Annotated in this window: 14 protein-coding genes and 1 pseudogene; 5 read left to right on the top strand and 10 right to left on the bottom strand. The window is 64.9% G+C overall.

Annotation, left to right across the window (positions count from 1 at the left end; all coding sequences use genetic code 11):
* The first annotated feature begins 476 nt into the window (after positions 1-476).
* Positions 477-956, top strand: coding sequence for a DUF302 domain-containing protein (locus THITH_RS00410; protein ID WP_006746505.1), 480 nt, complete (start codon positions 477-479; stop codon positions 954-956).
* A 171-nt stretch (positions 957-1127) separates the two neighbouring features.
* Here the strand turns inward: THITH_RS00410 and THITH_RS00405 are convergent, their stop codons facing one another.
* The 6 genes and pseudogenes from THITH_RS00405 to THITH_RS00385 form a co-directional block, all read right to left on the bottom strand.
* Complete coding sequence (locus THITH_RS00405) at positions 1128-2540, bottom strand: mannose-1-phosphate guanylyltransferase/mannose-6-phosphate isomerase (protein ID WP_006746506.1); 1413 nt, start codon at positions 2538-2540, stop codon at positions 1128-1130.
* Between the two features lie 70 nt (positions 2541-2610).
* Positions 2611-3966, bottom strand: a complete 1356-nt coding sequence (locus THITH_RS00400) for a phosphohexomutase domain-containing protein (RefSeq protein WP_006746507.1) — start codon at positions 3964-3966, stop codon at positions 2611-2613.
* A gap of 280 nt (positions 3967-4246) precedes the next feature.
* Positions 4247-5581 carry a UDP-glucose dehydrogenase family protein gene (locus tag THITH_RS00395; RefSeq protein WP_006746508.1) on the bottom strand — a complete coding sequence of 445 codons (1335 nt, stop codon included), beginning with the start codon at positions 5579-5581 and terminating at the stop codon, positions 4247-4249.
* 236 nt (positions 5582-5817) lie between these two features.
* A pseudogene (locus tag THITH_RS18835) lies at positions 5818-6019 on the bottom strand (hypothetical protein); the annotation flags it as partial.
* Complete coding sequence (nusG, locus tag THITH_RS00390; RefSeq protein ID WP_006746509.1) at positions 6000-6488, bottom strand: transcription termination/antitermination protein NusG; 489 nt, start codon at positions 6486-6488, stop codon at positions 6000-6002. The pseudogene THITH_RS18835 and the gene nusG, both read right to left, overlap by 20 nt.
* A 370-nt stretch (positions 6489-6858) precedes the next feature.
* Positions 6859-7866: an NAD-dependent epimerase gene (locus tag THITH_RS00385; RefSeq protein WP_006746510.1), complete on the bottom strand. Its 1008-nt coding sequence runs from the start codon at positions 7864-7866 to the stop codon at positions 6859-6861.
* 392 nt (positions 7867-8258) lie between these two features.
* Here THITH_RS00385 and THITH_RS00380 point away from each other — a divergent pair, with 392 nt between their 5' ends.
* On the top strand, positions 8259-9977 hold the full coding sequence (locus tag THITH_RS00380; protein ID WP_006746511.1) for a proton-conducting transporter transmembrane domain-containing protein: 1719 nt from the start codon (positions 8259-8261) through the stop codon (positions 9975-9977).
* Positions 9978-10217: 240 nt separating this feature from the next.
* Here the strand turns inward: THITH_RS00380 and THITH_RS00375 are convergent, their stop codons facing one another.
* The 4 genes from THITH_RS00375 to THITH_RS00365 all read right to left on the bottom strand — a co-directional run bounded on the left by THITH_RS00375 (position 10218) and on the right by THITH_RS00365 (position 12081).
* Entirely contained in the window at positions 10218-10541 is a 324-nt protein-coding gene (locus tag THITH_RS00375; protein WP_006746512.1) for a type II toxin-antitoxin system PemK/MazF family toxin, read from the bottom strand.
* Positions 10538-10759: an antitoxin MazE family protein gene (locus THITH_RS17240; protein ID WP_006746513.1), complete on the bottom strand. Its 222-nt coding sequence runs from the start codon at positions 10757-10759 to the stop codon at positions 10538-10540. Before THITH_RS17240 ends, THITH_RS00375 begins: the two co-directional genes overlap by 4 nt.
* A 96-nt stretch (positions 10760-10855) precedes the next feature.
* The gene (locus THITH_RS00370) at positions 10856-11440 is read right to left on the bottom strand and encodes a Uma2 family endonuclease (protein WP_006746514.1); all 585 of its coding nucleotides are present in this window, start codon (positions 11438-11440) and stop codon (positions 10856-10858) included.
* A 74-nt stretch (positions 11441-11514) separates the two neighbouring features.
* The gene (locus THITH_RS00365) at positions 11515-12081 is read right to left on the bottom strand and encodes a Uma2 family endonuclease (RefSeq protein WP_025367143.1); all 567 of its coding nucleotides are present in this window, start codon (positions 12079-12081) and stop codon (positions 11515-11517) included.
* A gap of 738 nt (positions 12082-12819) precedes the next feature.
* Here THITH_RS00365 and THITH_RS00360 point away from each other — a divergent pair.
* The 3 genes from THITH_RS00360 (at position 12820) to THITH_RS00350 (ending at position 17668) form a co-directional block, all read left to right on the top strand.
* The gene (locus THITH_RS00360) at positions 12820-13254 is read left to right on the top strand and encodes a pilin (protein ID WP_006746516.1); all 435 of its coding nucleotides are present in this window, start codon (positions 12820-12822) and stop codon (positions 13252-13254) included.
* Between the two features lie 253 nt (positions 13255-13507).
* Positions 13508-15496 (top strand): hypothetical protein, encoded by a 1989-nt coding sequence (locus THITH_RS17005; protein WP_006746517.1) that lies wholly within the window; start codon positions 13508-13510, stop codon positions 15494-15496.
* 63 nt (positions 15497-15559) lie between these two features.
* On the top strand, positions 15560-17668 hold the full coding sequence (locus THITH_RS00350) for an Oligosaccharyl transferase STT3 subunit (protein ID WP_006746518.1): 2109 nt from the start codon (positions 15560-15562) through the stop codon (positions 17666-17668).
* The last annotated feature ends 341 nt before the right edge of the window (positions 17669-18009 follow it).

Raw genomic sequence — 18009 nt, 5'->3', positions numbered from 1 at the left:
GAGGCGTAGGCGTAGGGCGGAAGAGGCCAAGGGCCGTCATCCGCCATTCCCACGCCGGCGTTGCCGCAGGCCGCGCGGGGCGATCCGAACGCCGAGCGACGGCTGACGCTGCGCTTTTCCGCCCTACGGGTCGCCCGGGACACGAGACAGGCCCTGACTTTCACGCAAACGAGCGAAAAAATGCGCTTGAAGCCCCGACGGCAAGTGTGTGAGCATGACACCATGCATTAGCATTCTCTAATATGTTTGCAGAGGCGAGCGCTCCCGCCTCCGGTTCACCGCCGGATGCGCGCCGGGCAACCCAGGCCCCCGCCCCGAACGAGTCTGCCGGTCGGCCGTACCGCCGCCGCAGCAAGACGAAGGCCGGGCGTGGCGCCGGAACCAGCCGGGCGGCATGCGGGATCGCGCAAGCCATTGACTGCAAATCCAATCACCCCAGGGTCGGCAGCGACCCTGAAACCAGGAGAAATTGAACCATGTCCAAGAAACTGATTGTGACCGGAATCGGCGGCTTCGTGGTGGGCGTCGGCGCCATGATGCTCACCGCGTTCTCGGCTGCGCCGAAGCTGATGATCGTCGAGGACGAGAGCCGCTACGCGTTCGAAGAAACGATCGAACGCGTCGAGGCCACCGCAACCGAACACGGCTGGAAGGTGCCCACCGTGCACATGCTCCACGACGCGGTGACGCCCTATGGGTACGAAGTAGGCCGCGTTGCGGTGCTTGAACTGTGCCAGCCTCACCACGCGGCCAAGATCCTGGCCGAGGACCGGGCCAAGGTCGTGACGTCGCTGATGCCCTGCCGCATCTCGGTCTACGAGACCAGTGACGGACGCGTGGTGGTATCGCGCATGAACACGCATCTGATGGCCCAGGCCTTCGGTGGCACCATCGCCAAGGTGATGGCCGACGCGACCGAGGAGAACGAAACCATCCTGAAGAGCGTGCTCAACTGATCCAGCACCCGTAGCCGGCAGCCGGCTGCCGCTGCCGCGCCCGGCCAGGACGTGAATCGCGCGGCGGTCCTCCCGCGCCACCGTCAGCGGTGGCACGCGGCGATCACCTCTCGTGAGAGGACACGGGCGTATACTCTGCCCCCCGTCCCGCCGCAAGCGGGGCGGGGGTTTTCAGTTGGACTGGTGACGCTGGTAGACGTCGTCGAAACGCTCGATGTCGTCTTCCTCCAGGTACTCGCCCACCTGAACCTCGATGATCTGCAGCGGGATCTTGCCGCGGTTCTCCAGCCGGTGCCGCTCGCCGATCGGGATATAGGTGCTCTCGTTGCGCGTCACCGTGAACAGTTCGTCGCCGCGGGTCACGGTCGCGGTCCCGGAGACCACGATCCAGTGCTCCGAGCGGTGCTGATGGCGCTGCAGGCTCAGACTGGCACCCGGCGCCACCGTGATCCGCTTCATCTTGTACGCCGGGGACTCCTCCAGCACCGTGTAGCTGCCCCAGGGCCGCTGCACCGTCAAATGCAGCCGCGACTCGGCGGCATCGCGCCGGTTCAGCTCGTCGACCAGGTCGCGCACCCGCTGCGTTTCCCCACGCGGCACCACCAGCACGGCATCAGCGGTCTCCACCACGCAGAGGTCGCGAACACCGGCGGCAGCGACCAGACGCTTGCCTGCATGAATCAGCGTGTTGTCACAATCGATCGCGAGCACATTGCCCTGCGCCGCGTTGCCGCGCGTGTCGTGTTCCGCCAGGTCGTGCACCGCATCCCAGCTGCCGACATCCGACCACCCGATATCACAGGGCACCAGCCGCACGTTCTCGGAACGCTCGAGCACGCCGTAGTCGATCGAGATCGACGGCATTTCGTGGAACAGGGCTTCGATCGCCGGCTGCGGATCGTCGCGCTCGGGCTCCCGGCGCCATTCGGCGCGGATCCGTTCCAGCACCTCGTACAGATCGGGCAGGTGGCGCTGGATCTCGTCGAGAATCGTCGACGCGCGCCAGACGAACATTCCGGAATTCCACCAGTAATGGCCGTCGGCCAGGAAGGCCTCGGCGGTCGCCACGTCCGGTTTCTCGGTGAAACGCTCGACCGGAGCATCCGTGCGCCCGTCGGTGACCGCACGGATGTAGCCGTAGCCCGTCTCGGGATGCGTCGGCCGGATTCCGAACGTGATCAGCGCACCCTGCTCGGCGGCCGCGATCGCCTGGCGCAGCGCCGCGTGAAACGCCGGGAGGTCGCGAATCACGTGATCCGCAGGCAGAACCACCATCACTGGGTCGTCTCCCTTCCGGCTGAGCCAGGCGGCCGCCAGTGCAATCGCGGGCGCGGTGTTGCGTCCGACGGGTTCGAGCAGCGTCCGGAACGGCCGCAGCGCCTGATACGCCTCGCCGCGCGCGTGCTCGCAACCGGTCACGACCAGCGCGTTCGCCGGTTCGACCAGCGGCTGCAGGCGGTCGAGCGTGGCCTCGAGCAGCGAGCGATCGCCCTCGAGGCGCAGGAACTGCTTCGGCAACTGGCGGCGTGACAGCGGCCACAAGCGGGTACCGCTGCCGCCGGCCAGAATGACTGCATGAATCATGACGTCCTTCCTTGTTCTCGACGGCCAGGAACCCGTGATCTAGCCTAGGGCTTGGGGTCCCTTGCCGGCATCAGGCACTCTCGATCAGGTGTGCCAGTTCCTGCACCCGCCGCTCGACCGCGTCCGGATCGCCGCGCGACTCGACGTTCAGGCGCAACAGCGGCTCCGTGTTGGACGCGCGCAGGTTGAAGCGCCAGTCGGGGAATTCCACACTGATCCCATCGGTGCGGTCGATCGCCGGGCGTTGCGGAGCGAAGTGCGCGAGCACGCGCTCCAGTACCGGCGCCACCGCAGGCACGCGGAAATTGATCTCACCGCTGCAGGGAAACGCCGCCATCCGCGCGTCGACCAGCTCGGCCAGGCTGCGGCCGCTGCGGCTGATCAGTTCGGCAATCAGCAGCCAGGGAATCATGCCGCTGTCGCAATACGCGAAGTCGCGGAAATAGTGATGCGCGCTCATCTCCCCACCGTATACCGCGTCCTCGCGGCGCAGGCGCTCCTTCATGAACGCATGACCGGTCTTGGTCAGCACCGGCTGGCCGCCGGCGGCCTGCACCTGCTCGATGGTGTTCCAGGTCAACCGCGGATCGTGCAGGATCTTCTCGCCCGGGTATTTTTTCAGCATCACCTCCGCGAGCAGGCCCACCAGGTAATACCCCTCGATGAAGCGCCCGTCGGCGTCGAACAGGAAACAGCGGTCGAAATCACCGTCCCAGGCGATACCGAAGTCGGCGCCGTGGAGACGCACCGCCTCGGCGGTGGCCGCGCGCCGCTCGGGCAGCAGCGGGTTCGGTACCCCGTTGGGGAAGTTGCCGTCGGGGATCTCGTGGATCAGCACGAACTCCAGCGGCGACAGCCGCTCTGCGAGCCGCTGCACCACCGGGCCGGCACCGCCGTTGCCGGGATCGGCGACGATCTTCAGCGGCCGCAGCAACGCCGGGTCGATGTAGCCCAGCAGATGCTGCAGGTACGGCGTCTTGTCGTCGTCCACCGTCACGCGCCCGGACGGCCCCGGGGGCGGAAAGTCCCGCGCGGCGATGCGATCCCGGATCGCCAGCAGCCCGCTGTCGCCGCTGACCGGCACCGCACCGGCCCGCACCAGCTTCATGCCGTTGTAGCCCTTCGGGTTGTGGCTCGCGGTCACCATGATGCCGCCGTCCGCGGCCTGGTGCACCGTGCCGAAATACACCTCCTCGGTCCCGCAAAGGCCGATATCGACGACGTCCGCGCCGCTTTCGGTCAACCCCTCCGACAACGCCGCCGCCAGCGCCGGGCTTTCCAGACGCACGTCGTGGCCGACCACGACCCGGCGCGCCCCGAACTCGGCGACGAAAGCCCGGCCGATGTCGCGGGCCAGCGCGGTGTCGAGGTCATCGGGAACGCGGCCGCGGATATCGTAGGGCATGAAACAGGAGAGATCAGTCATCCAGCCGGCCTGTCGGGATTTCGTACTTGCGGAAACGGCGGCCCGGAAACCGCCTGGGAAAACGATGGATGGTAGCAGACCCGGGCCGGTCACCCCACTGCGAAGGCATGGGTCAGACGGGTGTCGAAGGCGGGCGGAAGCCTGGGGTGAAAAAGGCCGAGGTTCCACATCTGCCGTTCCCGCGCCGGGCCTGGAGCGGTCGCGCCCGGAACGCAGCAAAAGCGGGTGACGCTGCGCCAGCGCGTCTCGCTCGCCCCGAGAACCGTGCTGTGGTTTCGCGTTATCGGCCCACCCCGTAGTACACGAAGCCGTCGCTCTGCATGTTCTCCGGCTGGTACTGGTTACGGCCGTCGAAGATCGCGGGGTCCGGGCGCATCAGGCGGCGCATCGCGTCGAAATCCGGATGGCGGAAGGGTTTCCATTCGGTGACCAGCGCGAGCGCATCGGCATCCCGCAGCGCATCGTACTGGTTGTCCACCAGCGTCAGGCGCCCGTCGCCGAACCACTCCGCCGGCAGTTCATCGCGGGCCACGTCCATCGCGATCGGGTCATAGGCGCGTACGCTCGCGCCGGCGTCGATCAGCTGACGCAGCAACACCTTGGACGCTGCCTCGCGCATGTCATCGGTGCCAGGCTTGAAGGCGAGCCCCCACAGCGCGAACCTGCGGCCCGATAGGTCCGGCCCGTAATGCGCGCGGATCTTCTCGAACAAGTACCCCTTCTGCTGCTCGTTGCGCGCCTCCACCGCCTCGAGCACCGCGGGCACGAAATCGTGATTCCCGGCCATCCGGATCAGCGCCTTCACATCCTTGGGGAAGCACGATCCCCCATAGCCGCAGCCGGGATAGATGAACGAGTACCCGATGCGGCTATCGGAGCCGATGCCGGTGCGGACGTTCTCGACATCGACGCCCATTCGGTCGCAGAGGTTCGCGACTTCGTTCATGAAGGAGATCTTGGTGGCCAGCATCGCGTTGGCGACGTACTTGGTCATTTCCGCGTCGCGCACCCCCATCACCAGCAGCCGGTCGTGGCTGCGGGTGAAATCGGCGTACAGTGCGCGCATCAGATCGATCGCGCGCTCGCTCTCGGCACCGACCACGATCCGGTCGGGCTTCATGAAGTCGTTGATCGCCGCGCCTTCCTTCAGGAATTCGGGGTTCGACACCACATCGAAGTCTACGCGCACATTGCGGTGCTCGAGTTCGGAATCGATGGCGGCACGCACCTGCTCGGCGGTGCCCACCGGCACGGTCGACTTGTCGACCACCAGCGCATAGCGGTCGAGATGGGCCCCGATCTCCCGCGCGACGGCGAGCACGTACTGGAGGTCGGCCGAGCCGTCCTCGCCAGGGGGCGTACCCACCGCGATGAAATAGACGTCCGAACTGCGCATCGCCTCCGGCAACGACGAGGTGAACGCAAGGCGCCCGTCGCGCGCGTTGTGCTCGACCATCGCGTCGAGCCCCGGCTCGTAGATCGGCAGAATCCCCTTGTTCAGGTTATCGATCTTGCGCTGGTCCACGTCCACGCAGGTCACGTGGTGGCCCATCTCCGCAAAGCAGGTACCAGTGACGAGGCCGACGTAGCCGGTTCCGATAACGGTCAGATTCATTGCACTGTTCCCAATTGAGATCAACGGAACTGGCGGTGGAATCGCCAGCCCAAACCCTATAGACAGACACAGCGGCCGAGCCTGCTACGCTGGCCCGCACAAAGCTCTTCCTCTTACACCATCCGCATGACAGCCCGAAGTGGCATCGCGCTCTCTCGTGCCGCGGATTCTTTCACATTGACTGCGATCGCGCGCCCCCAGACGACATGAAGCGACGTACGCGTTCCCCCTGCCGAACTGTCATGGCGGGGGCGGCCACCCCCGATGATAAAAAACAAGTAGGGCGGAAAAGGCCGAAGGCCGTCATCCGCCATCCGGCGCCAGGGTGGCCGCAGGCACCCGGGGCGGCGCGTACGCCGTGTGGCGGATGACGCTGCGCTGTTCCGCCCTACGGGTTACCCGGGACGCGGTGCCACCCTCAGGCCCGCGTGATCGCATGCACCGGGAGCGTCACCTGCATCAGGTTCAGCAGCACCACCACCCGCTCCTGGCTATTGCGCGCTTTGAACAGCGCCTGGAACCCGGCCAGCGGGCCCTCGGTGATCAGTACTGGCTGGTTGGGCTGGAAACCGTCTTCCGGGGTGATCTCGATGCAATCGTCGGCATCGACGCGCCGGCGCAGCGCATCGATCACCGGATCCGGCACGTGCGGAATCTGCCCGCCCATCCGTACCAGGCCCGTCACCCCGCGGGTAGACCGGATCGGCGACCAGTCCTGGCTGGCGTCGTCGAGTTCCACGAACAGGTAGCGCGGGAACATCGACTCGATCACCACCCGATAGCGCTGCCGCGCGCGCCGCCGGCAGCGGATCCGCGGGCGGAAGACCTCGAACCCCTGGTTGCGCAACTGATCCTCGGCGCGCTCGTCCTGGTTGGGCTTGCAGTGCACGGCGTACCAATGCTTCACGGCGTCCTCCTTCCATCGCGCGAATGTGTCGATCGGTGGTCGACGACACATTCGCGGCCTCCCTGGAGTCTTTCACTCCCGAACATCATCATACCAATCGGCGTGCCTGCTGCTGGCCAGCGCAAGCAGGGGCACCGCCGAACGAACCGAACGAATTGTGCCCACTAACCGGCTCGAGCCCAATGGGTACAGGTACGCCGCGCCCGCACCCGGCAAACCACCTCCGGTCGGTTTGCTCGCAATGAGCGCTGCCCCTCCGGGGAGGCCTGTGCCTGGGAGGCATCGCGCCAACCGGCACAACCTCCGAGGCGTTGCCGATCGGCGTTCGACGGCGGGTGGTGCGCCGGACGCCACCGGCGGCAGTGCCGGGTCAGACCGAATAAAACTCGAGGTACCAGCTGACAAACCGCGCCACCCCCTCCTCGACCGGGGTCTGTGGCCGGTAGTCGACGTCGCGCACCAGGTCCTCGACATCGGCGTAGGTATCGGGGACGTCGCCGGCCTGCAGCGGCAGCAGGTTCTTCTCGGCCTTGCGGCCCAGACAGTCCTCCAATACCTCGATGTAATGCATCAGCTCCACCGGCTGCTGGTTGCCGATGTTGTACAGCCGGTACGGCGCCCGGCTGGTCCCCGGATCGGGGCGATCGCTGTCCCAGCCCGGGTTCGGCTCGGCCACGTGGTCCAGCGTTCGGATCACGCCCTCGACGATGTCGTCGATGTAGGTGAAATCGCGCCGATGATGCCCGTAGTTGAACACGTCGATCGGCCGCCCCTCGAGGATCGCCTTGGTGAACAGGAACAGCGCCATGTCCGGCCGGCCCCAGGGCCCGTATACCGTGAAGAAGCGCAGGCCCGTCACCGGCAGGCCGTAAAGATTGGCGTAGGTATGCGCCATCAGCTCGTTCGCCTTCTTGCTCGCGGCGTAGAGGCTCAGCGGATGGTCGACGTTGTGGTGCACCGAGAACGGCTGTTTCGTATTCGCCCCGTACACCGAGCTGGAACTCGCGAACACGAGGTGCTCGACGCCGTTGTGCCGGCAGCCCTCGAGCAGGTTCACGAAGCCGACCAGGTTGGTGTCCACATAGGCATGCGGATTCTCCAGCGAGTAGCGAACACCGGCCTGCGCGGCCAGGTTCACGACCCGCTGCGGCCGGTGCTCGGCGAAGGCCTTGGCGATCGCGTCGCGGTCGGCGAGGTCGATGCGCAGATCGGTGAACCCGGGATGCCCCGCAACGCGCGCCAGCCGCGCCTTCTTCAGGTTCACGTCGTAGTAGTCGTTCAGATTGTCGACACCCACCACCTCGTCGCCGCGTTCCAGCAAGCGCAGCGCCAGCGCATTCCCTATGAAACCGGCCGTGCCGGTGACCAGAATCCTCACAGCCTTTCCCTCCCTAGCCAAGACCGCGCGATGCTACCACAGGCCATCACTCCGGCCACCCGGCCGCATGCGACAGCTGCGACCGACGTCCTGATTATCACGAAACCTCCTCAGCCAGTGCGATACCTCTCCGCGTCGGTCGTCATTGCGAGCGAAGCGCGGCAATCCAGGCGGCGCGGGGGGGCCATCGCCCCCTGGATCGCCACGTCGCTTCGCTCCTCGCGATGACGCTGGTTTTCGAAGATGGCCCAGTCCAGCTTGCGGAGCTTCCGTGATAATCACGACCGACGTTCAAGCCGCGCAGCTGATGAGCCCGGATCGGCTGCGCGAACCAGGCACTGCCGGCAACGCTCCACTCGCAATCGTGCCCGAACCCCTGTTCACTATGGCGCATGAGCGACGCGCTTGCGGCCATTGCACTGATGCTGAGTCTGGCACTTCCGCTGGGCCTCGCATTGCTCTGGGCGTTGCCGACCGCGCGCGCTGCGGTGGGCCGCGTTGCGACCTGGGCCCCATTGCCCGCGCTGCTTCTTGCCCTGTTCACCGAGCCGGGGCCGTCGGTATCGCTGGACTGGATCCTGCTCGGCACGCGCCTCGGGCTCACCGAGACGACCCGCGTATTTCTGCTGTTCACCGCGGTTCTCTGGCTGGGTGCGGGAATGTACGCACGCGGCTACCTGCACGACGATCCGCGGCGCCCGCGCTTCGAGCTGTTCTGGCTGCTGACGCTCGCGGGCAACCTCGGGCTGATCCTCGCGCTCGACGCGGCAACGTTCTATGCCAGCTTCGCGCTGATGACCTTCGCCGCCTACGGGCTGGTCGTCCACACCGGCAGGCCGGACGCGCTGCGCGCGGGCCGCATCTACCTGGTGATGGCCGTGCTGGGCGAGGCCCTGCTGCTCGCCGGCCTGCTGCTCGCCGCCGGCCTGACCGATGCACCCTTGCTGCCGCTGCTGGCCGAGCTGCCCGCGGCCGTCGCCGGCGCGACCCACCGCGACATGATCGTCGCGCTGCTCTGGCTCGGCTTCGGGATCAAGGCCGGCCTGCCGCTGCTGCACCTCTGGCTGCCGCTCGCACACCCGGTCGCCCCGGTGCCGGCAAGCGCAGTGCTCAGCGGCGCGATGATCAAGGCCGGTCTGCTCGGCTGGCTACACACGCTCCCTTTGGGCCTGTTGAGCCTGCCAGCCTGGGGGACACTGGCCATCGTCGCGGGCCTGATCGCCGCGTTCGGCGCCGCGTTCCTGGCGCTGCACCAGCAGCACCCGAAGACCGTGCTCGCCTACTCGAGTATCAGCCAGATGGGGCTGATCACGGTCGGCGTCGGCGCCGCGCTGTACCTGCCGGAGCTATGGCCGCTGCTGGGGCCTGCGATCGCGCTGTACGCGTTCCACCACGGACTCGCGAAGGGCGCGCTGTTCCTTGGCGTCGGCATAGCCCGTCACCCGGGGGGACTCGCCCGGCCTTGGCTGTGGCTGCTGCTGGCGCTGCCGGCATTGTCGCTCACCGGTCTGATGACCAGCGGCGTGCTGGCCAAGCTCGAACTGAAGTATGCGATCGATGCCGCCCGCGACGCTCCCGCGTGGTGGCCACAACTCCCGTTCTGGCTCGCGCTCGCCGCGGCCGGCACCACATTGATCATGGCGCGCTACCTCTGGCTGCTGCGCAGTGAAAGCAAGGGCGACACCGCCCCGGATACGATGTGGTGGGGCTGGGGAATCGTACTCGCGGGCAGCCTGATGCTGGTGTTCCTGCTGCCGGTACAGGGGCTGGACGAACCGGCCGTTCGCGGCGTCAAGGATCTCATCGGCCTGACCTGGCCGGTGCTGGCGGGAACGCTGCTTGCCCTCGCCGGAGCACGTTGGCTGCGGCCCTGGCCGATTCCGCCCGGCGACCTGCTCGCGCTGCTGCCGCCCGTGGGCCAGGCCATCGCCCGCCTGTGGCGCCGCACCGTATCCGCCTCGAAACACGCGGCCCGCCGCGTCCAGGTCCTGCGCCGGCAAAGCCGGCAGCGCTCCGGCAGACTGTTCCGCCCCGACCGGCTGTGGCAGCGCGAGGCCGGTATCGTGTTTGCCGCCGTGCTCGCCGCGGCGCTCGGAACGGCGCTGCTGTAGGCCAAACCAGCTTCCATGGTGTCGGCGTCCAGCCCACGGATAGTTGAGCCCCAGAAAAGCAACGCGCGCGGGTTTTCTATGGGAAAACCATCGCGGGCAGGGGTTACCAAGCGAGACCTGACCCCGGGGCTTGTGGACCCCGGGGCTTTTTATTAGTGCCACGCTTCGCTCGCAATGACGAGTGCATTAGTCAGCGATTTCCCAGACCAAGGCGAGGATCATGGCGCAGGCCGCGCTTTGCTACGCAAACCCGAGAAACAGCGCGAGGCTACGGTTCACCCCAACCATGGTGTCCGCTTCCAGTCGACCGATGGGTGCGCCCACCCGATCCCGCCGCACCGTCATCGCCTTGTCGATCATCACCTGCGATGGCTTGCGCAGGCCATTCTCCGCGCTCGGCTCGACGGCCAGCCGGATCAGCGGAGCGTCGACGAGCGTCGAGGAAACCAGAAGTACCGTCACCGTCGCCGTAGCGTCGAAGTGGTCGGACTGAATCACCAGCGCCGGCCGGGGCTTACCGAAATCACCCGACATCGCCACCGTGACCAGATCTCCGCGCTTCATGCGGTCCAGTCGTCGGCATCCGCCGGGGCACCCTCCATGAAGGTGTCCACATCGGGATCGTCGAGATCCGTCCGGGCGACGACCATCGATTGACGCCGGCATTCCTCCACGAAGCCCGGCTGCCGCGTATCCGGCACCCAAATCTGCAGAGGCCGTAAACCGGACGCTCGCAGCAGGGCGCGCCGCTTTTGTACACGTTCATTCACTGACATGGGCATGATTGCTTCCCCGCCATAGTTACATGTAGCGTACACTGATCGCAGTACGGGTCAAGATGGTGCAAATCCTGTCGGCCAGCCGCCCGCGATGACGGATCAATCCGCATTCCCCTGCGAGAACACGACATCCTCGTAGACATCCGCCAGCGAGAAACGGATCGTCAATCCGCCGCAGCGGAATTCGAGGTCACCATCGCCCTCGTAGATCGTGTGCACCCAGCTGCCGTCGTCCTGCCGCTCGTAGACCTCAACCCGCCGGGCATCCTGTGCGGCCAGCAGGTAGTAGCGCAAAGCCCCCAGCGTACGGTAGGCAATCAGCTTTTCGCGGCGGTCGATGACCTCGGTGGCTGGCGAGAAGACCTCCGCGATCAGACAGGGCGCCACCTTGTACAGCTGCGCGTCGTCACCTGCGTCGCAGGTCAGTAGTGCATCCGGGTAATAGAACGCGTCCGCAGCGGCGACGCGGGCCTTTATGTCGATCATGAACGCGCCGCAGCGCGTACCGCGGGTGGCTGAGCGCAAATGAAACGCGATGTTCAGGCTGATGCGATTGTGCCGCTCACCCGCCCCGGCCATCGCATGGACCTCGCCCGCCACATACTCGTGACGGATGTCGCTCCGCTGCTCACCTTCGAGGTATTCGTCTGCGCTCAGCGGTGAAATCTGCGCTGGAAGGTTCATTGCCACCCTCGACGTCGTCGGCCTGAAACGAGCCTACCGCAACCGCCCCGGTTCAAGATGCTCCTGCCAACCCATCAAGCGTCAACGTCTTCGTAGATGCTCTCGAGGCGCAGATCCTGCTCGAGAGAGTCGAGCTGGAAGCTGCCATCGGTGTAGGTTTCGTGCACCCAGTCGCTTTCCGTGCGACGGTAAACGTCCACCTGCCGGCGATCCTGGGCGACCAGCAGGTACTCGCGCAGGCTGGGCAGCCCGGCAGTGTAGGCGAGGAGCTTCTCGCGCCGGTCGATGCGCTCGGTACCCTCGGACAGCACTTCGACGATCAGGCACGGGTGTTTCAGGTAGTAGTCCTCGCGGTCGTCGGCTTCGCAGGTGAGGACAAGGTCCGGGTAGTAGAACGCGTCGTCGCCGGCGTGGTGGACGTAGACCTTCATGTCGTTGGTGAACAACTGGCAGTTTCGCTGCCTTGCGCCCCGTCGCAAGGCAGCGACCAGGGCACCGACGATCAGCCCGTGCCTTCGGCTCGCGCCGGTCATCGCATAGACCTGGCCGGCCACGTACTCATGCCGGACCTCGCCGTCGCGCTCGCTCGCGAGGTAGTCCTCCACCGAAACTTGGTCGGTTTGCCTGGCGGCCATGCTCATTTCCTCCATGGCGGTAGCAACGGCCACGCGTCGGCCCGGGCGCCGCAACACGTTCGGTGCCATCGAGCGCAAGGCCGTGCTCGAAAACCCGACCGCTCATGATGGCACGGCGGCCACGATCCCTGAAGCGGCCGAAGAGCCGGCGAGGCGGAACTCCCGAAGCGGGCCGGCAAGCATGGTGGGCATCCTGGACCGGACCAGGATCGGCAGCGCAACCACGCACGGCCCGAAGCGCGTGGATCGATCCAACGGCGCGGCAGGGAGGCAACATCAGGAAGCGGGACTCACCCACACCATCCACGGCTATAGACCGCCCGGACCGCCCTGCCCGACCGGATCAGCTCCAGTTCCGCGACTCCAGCCCGCCAGCAGCGCACCCATGGCACCACGCGCCCGCTCCAGCGGCAGGCTCGGGCCCTGAGCCGGGGCACCAACGCCGTTTCCATCGGCACCCACGGCGCCATGCGCCCCCGCACACGAGCTCAGACCGATCCCTCGCCCCTGGCCTGCGGCCGCCGCGCATATATCTACAGATACATTTCTCAGCCGCCCTGCAGGCGCACCGCCCACACCCAGGGTGCCCATTTTTGTCACTTTCTGGCCCAATCTGGTCCGCGAAACCGCCGGGAAGCCCCGAAAAACAGCCAAAACCCTGGCAAACCATGCTGGTACGAAATATGCTCGTGCTATGTTGAGGGAATGACCCTTGACCACACGCCCCACCAAGGGAGAAGAGCCATGAAACACGCACGCCATACCCAACAGGGCTTCACGCTCATCGAACTGATGATCGTTGTGGCCATCATCGGCATCCTGGCCGCGATCGCGTTGCCGGCCTATCAGGATTACACCAACCGCGCACGCATGGCTGAAGTCGTCACGGCCGCCAGTTCGGCCCGCACCTGTGTCACGGAAGTCGTGCAGTCGAGCGGCTGGGGAGCCAACCTGGCGACATGCGGCGGCGAGTTCACGGCAACCCGCTTCGCGACCAACCTTCTGGTCGACGAGGACGACGGGGTCATCACCGTCCAAAGTGATGATCTCATCACGGGGATGACCATCTCCCTGACGCCCTCCAACACCAGCTCGTTCCATATCGGGACTTGGGTGTGCAGCGGGGTGGTGACGGGAGGTAATGCCAAGACGGCTTGGCTGCCCGGCACCTGCCGTTAACATCGCCTTCGTTTAGAGCATCACCTTGGAGTCGCCCCGGCCACATCCGGGGCGATTGCTGTTGCGGTCGACTTTATAACCAGCCGAAGCTGTTAGGCAGAGCATGGCGCGCCGCGTCCTTAAGCAACGAACCCGAGCGGGTCTACGGGCTGCATTCTCGTGCTTGGCCTGAGAGGACAGCACCTTCGACGATCCGTGCCGCGTTCGAAAAGGCCCATAGCACCGCTCTCCGTCGACTGCATGGCGCTCACTGATGCCCTTGCTGAAACTGCGTCCCATACCGGAGACCGATTTGGCCTTCCTCCGAGACTCCATTACGGGCCGCACGGCCATGGCCGTCGTACTCGCGGTGCTCGTCTACGCCGCCTACACCCAGGGCGTGACGGGGAGCGCATTTTACGATGACTACTCGAACCTCGACGGGCTAAGCAGCATCCAGACCCGGCAGGACGCCCGCGACTACGCTCTTGGCGGCACCAGCGGCCCCCTGGGCCGCCCCATCGCTTACGCAAGCTTCGTCCTGCACGCAGATGACTGGCCCGACGTAGAGAGTGCTCTGCGTCTGAACGTGACCATCCACCTGGTCAACGCGGCCCTGCTCTTCTGGCTGGGCTACCTGCTCCTTACGCTCCGTGATCCCGCAATTAGGAACCGCGCGTACTACATCGCTCTGTTCGCGGCGTTTCTCTGGGCCAGTCTGCCGATACTTGCGTCCACGACGCTGATCACTGTGCAGCGGATGACCAGCCTCGCCGCGCTCTTTGGCCTCCTCGGCCTGATCGCCTTTGTGATCGGCTACCGGTTTCAGGAGCGTCGCCCAACGCTCGCGCTGCTGATCCAGGGAATCGGACTGGGTGTGGGCACCCTGCTCGGACTCTTCACCAAGGAAAGTGCCGCCCTGATTCCGGTCTTCGCGCTGATCATCGATCTGGTGCTCTTCCGGAAGCTTCCCGGATCGCTCACCCATATCCGGCTCCGACGGCTCCTTCTTTGGGCTTGGTTGCTTGCGATTCTTTACTATCTCTCACCAATCAACCGAGACTGGTTCGCCGCACACCCCGAACGTGGGTTCTCGCCATTCGAACGACTACTCACCCAGTCCACGGTTCTCTGGAAATACGTCGCACAAAGTTTCTTCCCCAAACCTCTGCTCTTCGGACCCTTCCACGACGACGTGCGCCTAGTCGACGGGATGCTTCGGCCATTGGTGGCCGGGGGCGCCATCCTCATTGCGGTTTTCTCCGCCTACCTCCTGAGGAAGTACTCCGTTTGGCCCCTGTTCGCGGTCCTCTGGTTCCTGACGGGACACCTGCTGGAATCCACCGTCATCAACCTCGAACTTTACTTCGAGCATCGGAACTACCTCGCGCTTTACGGCATCGTCCTTGCCGTCACCTACGGGGCATGGCAGGTACCCGAGCACCTTCGAAGGCTTGTGCTGACGGGCTTTCTGGCGTATGCCGCGCTGATGTGGTCTCTGCTGCTGGCCGTCACGTTGCTATGGGGCAATCCGCACGCGGCAGCGGAGAACTGGGCCGACCAGAAGCCACGATCTTCGAGGGCCGCCCTCCATCTGGGCCTTCTGGACTACGAGGCGCTAGGGGGGAGCGCTCTGCTGTCTGCCCGAAGCCTGATCGGGTTCCAGCGTCAGGCGTACGCGAATCGAGCACTGGACCGAACCGCGGCCCAGTGCCCCACGTGCATCGACCTGAGGCTCCAGGCCCTTCTCTTTGCATGCAACACTGAGCCGAGGGAAGCGGTCCGTCTTCGCTTCGAAGATCTGGTGGAATCCGCCGCGGCGGGTCGCCCGTCCGTTTCCCTGAATGACGGCTTGTTCCCGCTACGCGAAATGGTGCTCCACGATGCTTGTGAGCCATTGACGCCCAACGACGTTGAACGTTTCGTTTCGGCACTTTTGGACAATCCCGCGTTCCACTCTCGAACCCATTTCGTTCGGGCCACCTTCATCCTCGCGTCCCTCGCCGACGACCGGGACGATCACGCAACCGTTGACCGGCTCCTGACGCAAGCGGAACAGCGAGCCCCCGAGGCACTTCCCGTACTCCAGTTCCAGGTCTACTCGTTGCTGAAGCGGCAGCGTTTCGACGATGCCTCTGCAGCAATCGAACGACGCCGCCCGCTCGTGGGGACGCGTCAGGCGCCCACCATCACCGCCCCGATCCTAAATGAGCTTGCGCAGACCATCACGGAAGCACGCAACGATGCACTTGGAACCGATTAAAGGCGGAGGCACAAGCGATGACGACCTCAATCCAAACTTGGGAACACGGCTAATGGGTTGCCCGTGCTGACCGGGGCGGATTCCACGCGTTTGGCAAGTATCGTTTGGGTCGGCCTTGGCCTGCTGACGATCGTCGCATTGGGTCTGGTGGTACGTCTCGACCAGTATCTGGCCTGGGCCGCTCTCAGCCCCACGTATCTGCTAGGCGACGCCCCGATCCTGTCCAACGCGGACGGTTACTTCTACCTGCTATGGGCCCGTGAATTGATGGAGGGCATTTACTACAGCTCGCCAACTCTTCTGGTGTCTCCAGAGCTTCCACCAAAACCGGCTTCCCCCCCGCTGCTTTCCGTGATCACGGCCAGCCTTTCAAACCATGTGGATGTTCCACTGATGACGTTGGCCAGCGTCCTGCCGGTCCTCCTCGGGGCACTCCTGGCCGTACCCGTTTTCTTCGTAGCACTTCGCCTCGCCGGCCGGCTCGCTGCGCTGTCCGCAGCGTGCTTCAGTGTCCTAATCCCATACTTCATCCTTCGCACACAGCTGGGGTGGTTTGACACCGACCCCTTGAACGTCGTGCTCCCCTTAAGCATGGTGGCGCTCGCCACGTGGGCCCTGCAGCCGGACCGGCGCCCATGGGGCCTGGCCATCGGTGCCCTGACGTATGTTGGACTGGCATGGGTCTTCATCGCCTGGTGGGACCAGGCCCCACAGGTCGTGGTCGTGCTGGCGGCGTTTCCCTTGGCCCTGTTGATCCTTCTCGCCACACAGCTTCCGGTGTCACGCCTGGTCTCCATCCCGATCCTCGCGCTGATGCTCACACTGATCTGGCTCGCCTCTCCGATCGACAGCATGGAAGTCTTCTCGCGAATTGCCGGGTCTCGGGATTACATCACCGGCGCCGAACGTGGTCTGTTTCCTGGTTCCGCGCAATGGATCTCGGAACAGCGCGCCCTTGACTTCGTCGATTTCGCCCGACTTGGGGCCGGAAACACGGCGCTGCTGGTAGTCGCGGTCGCCGGCTTCGTGATTGCGTCCATTCGGCAACCCGCGGCTGCCCTGTTCATGCTGCCGTTCATATTCCTTGGCGGGCTGGGCTACTTCCTCGCCGAACGATTCCTCATCTTCCTGGCCCCTGTCATTGCCATTGGTCTCGGCCAAGCCATCGCGCTGGTAAGCGAGTTGGCGCCACACAAGACCAAAGCCGCTTTAGCGACAGGCAGCTTCGTTCTCGTCGCATGGGTCCTGATCCATGCCGAGAACGAAGCCGATGCGGTCCCGGTGATCACCGGCGACGTAGTGGCCCGAATGCAGCAGATTCCCGAGATCACCGAACCCGATGCCGTCATCTGGAACTGGTGCGACTTCGGCTATCCGCTGAGTTTCTGGGGCAGGCGCGCCACGATCTGCGATGGCTCTTCACACTCGGCCGAGCGGCGCATGTACGCGGCGCTGCCGCTGTACTCCCGCTCCCCAGCTGGCGCGGCCAACTTCATGTACTTCTACGTCGAGCACGGTCGCCCCGGGGTCCGCCGGGTACTCGAGCGGTTTGACGGCAACGTCGCTCTGGCACGAGCATTTCTGCTTGACGTACACTCAGCCGGGCCGGCCGAGTTCGAAGGGGTGGTCTCGAGCAAGCATCCCGCCTTCGAACCACACGAGCTTGCCGACTGGAAGGCGTTCCTGTTCCCCCCAGCAACCCGACCGGTGTACCTGTACCTCGACCGTCAGACGATGCGCACCACCCATTGGTGGTTCTGGCTTTCCACCTGGGAACCCGCCAGTCGGTTGGGCATCCACCCCTTCTACATTCTGTTTCACGATATCGAATTTGCCGAGGACCGGATGTTTCACAGTGAGGGGCTTTTTGATATCGACGTTCCAACCGGACGCCTGCGATACCATCAGCAGCGTGTGGCCCTTGAATTCTTGAACATACTGAGGGCGGACGCGGAAGACTCGCTCCGATTTCCAGGCCGCGATGGCTGGATCATGGACGTGTCGATATCCGGTAGGTTCGGGGTCCTTCACGACGGTTTCACACATAACACTGTCGCACATCAGCTATATCTCCAGAGAATGGACAGCGCGCACTTCGAACCTGTGCTCGTAGACGGCGCTCGCTTCCAGTTGTGGCGGGTGCTACCTAGCTCCACGGATATCCCGCAGTGAGACACCAAAGGGAACCATGTAACATTTGCCATCATTGCGCGCCACCGGAACCCATACGCGCCGATTTCATGAAGTTTCGACTTCCACAAGCTCGGAGAAACTCTGACCTTCGGTTTTCGATAAATGCAGGGGTCGCCCCGCGATGAACAAGCGGCACATTGGGGGGCACACGGTACATTGAGGGGTCAGGTCTCGCCTGGTAACATGCGGCGGACCCACACTACCGTCGTCTGCCTTGGCAAGGCCGGTACGCATCAAATGCCCTAGGGAAAATTGCGACGCGATCTCGCCAGTTCCTGCGGCAGATGGGCACCGCGAGGATGCACTGACACTACTCGATA

The organism is Thioalkalivibrio paradoxus ARh 1 (assembly GCF_000227685.2).
In the GTDB taxonomy this organism is placed as follows: Bacteria; Pseudomonadota; Gammaproteobacteria; order Ectothiorhodospirales; family Ectothiorhodospiraceae; genus Thioalkalivibrio; species Thioalkalivibrio paradoxus.
This window is presented reverse-complemented; position numbering and strand designations above follow the sequence as displayed.

Coding starts and splice junctions, on each gene's coding strand:
- THITH_RS00410 (WP_006746505.1), top strand. CDS start 477: ATGTCCAAGAAACTGATTGTGACCGGAATCGGCGGCTTCGTGGTGGGC.
- THITH_RS00405 (WP_006746506.1), bottom strand. CDS start 2,540: ATGATTCATGCAGTCATTCTGGCCGGCGGCAGCGGTACCCGCTTGTGG.
- THITH_RS00400 (WP_006746507.1), bottom strand. CDS start 3,966: ATGACTGATCTCTCCTGTTTCATGCCCTACGATATCCGCGGCCGCGTT.
- THITH_RS00395 (WP_006746508.1), bottom strand. CDS start 5,581: ATGAATCTGACCGTTATCGGAACCGGCTACGTCGGCCTCGTCACTGGT.
- THITH_RS00380 (WP_006746511.1), top strand. CDS start 8,259: ATGAGCGACGCGCTTGCGGCCATTGCACTGATGCTGAGTCTGGCACTT.
- THITH_RS00375 (WP_006746512.1), bottom strand. CDS start 10,541: ATGAAGCGCGGAGATCTGGTCACGGTGGCGATGTCGGGTGATTTCGGT.
- THITH_RS17240 (WP_006746513.1), bottom strand. CDS start 10,759: ATGCCCATGTCAGTGAATGAACGTGTACAAAAGCGGCGCGCCCTGCTG.
- THITH_RS00370 (WP_006746514.1), bottom strand. CDS start 11,440: ATGAACCTTCCAGCGCAGATTTCACCGCTGAGCGCAGACGAATACCTC.
- THITH_RS00365 (WP_025367143.1), bottom strand. CDS start 12,081: ATGAGCATGGCCGCCAGGCAAACCGACCAAGTTTCGGTGGAGGACTAC.
- THITH_RS00360 (WP_006746516.1), top strand. CDS start 12,820: ATGAAACACGCACGCCATACCCAACAGGGCTTCACGCTCATCGAACTG.
- THITH_RS17005 (WP_006746517.1), top strand. CDS start 13,508: ATGCCCTTGCTGAAACTGCGTCCCATACCGGAGACCGATTTGGCCTTC.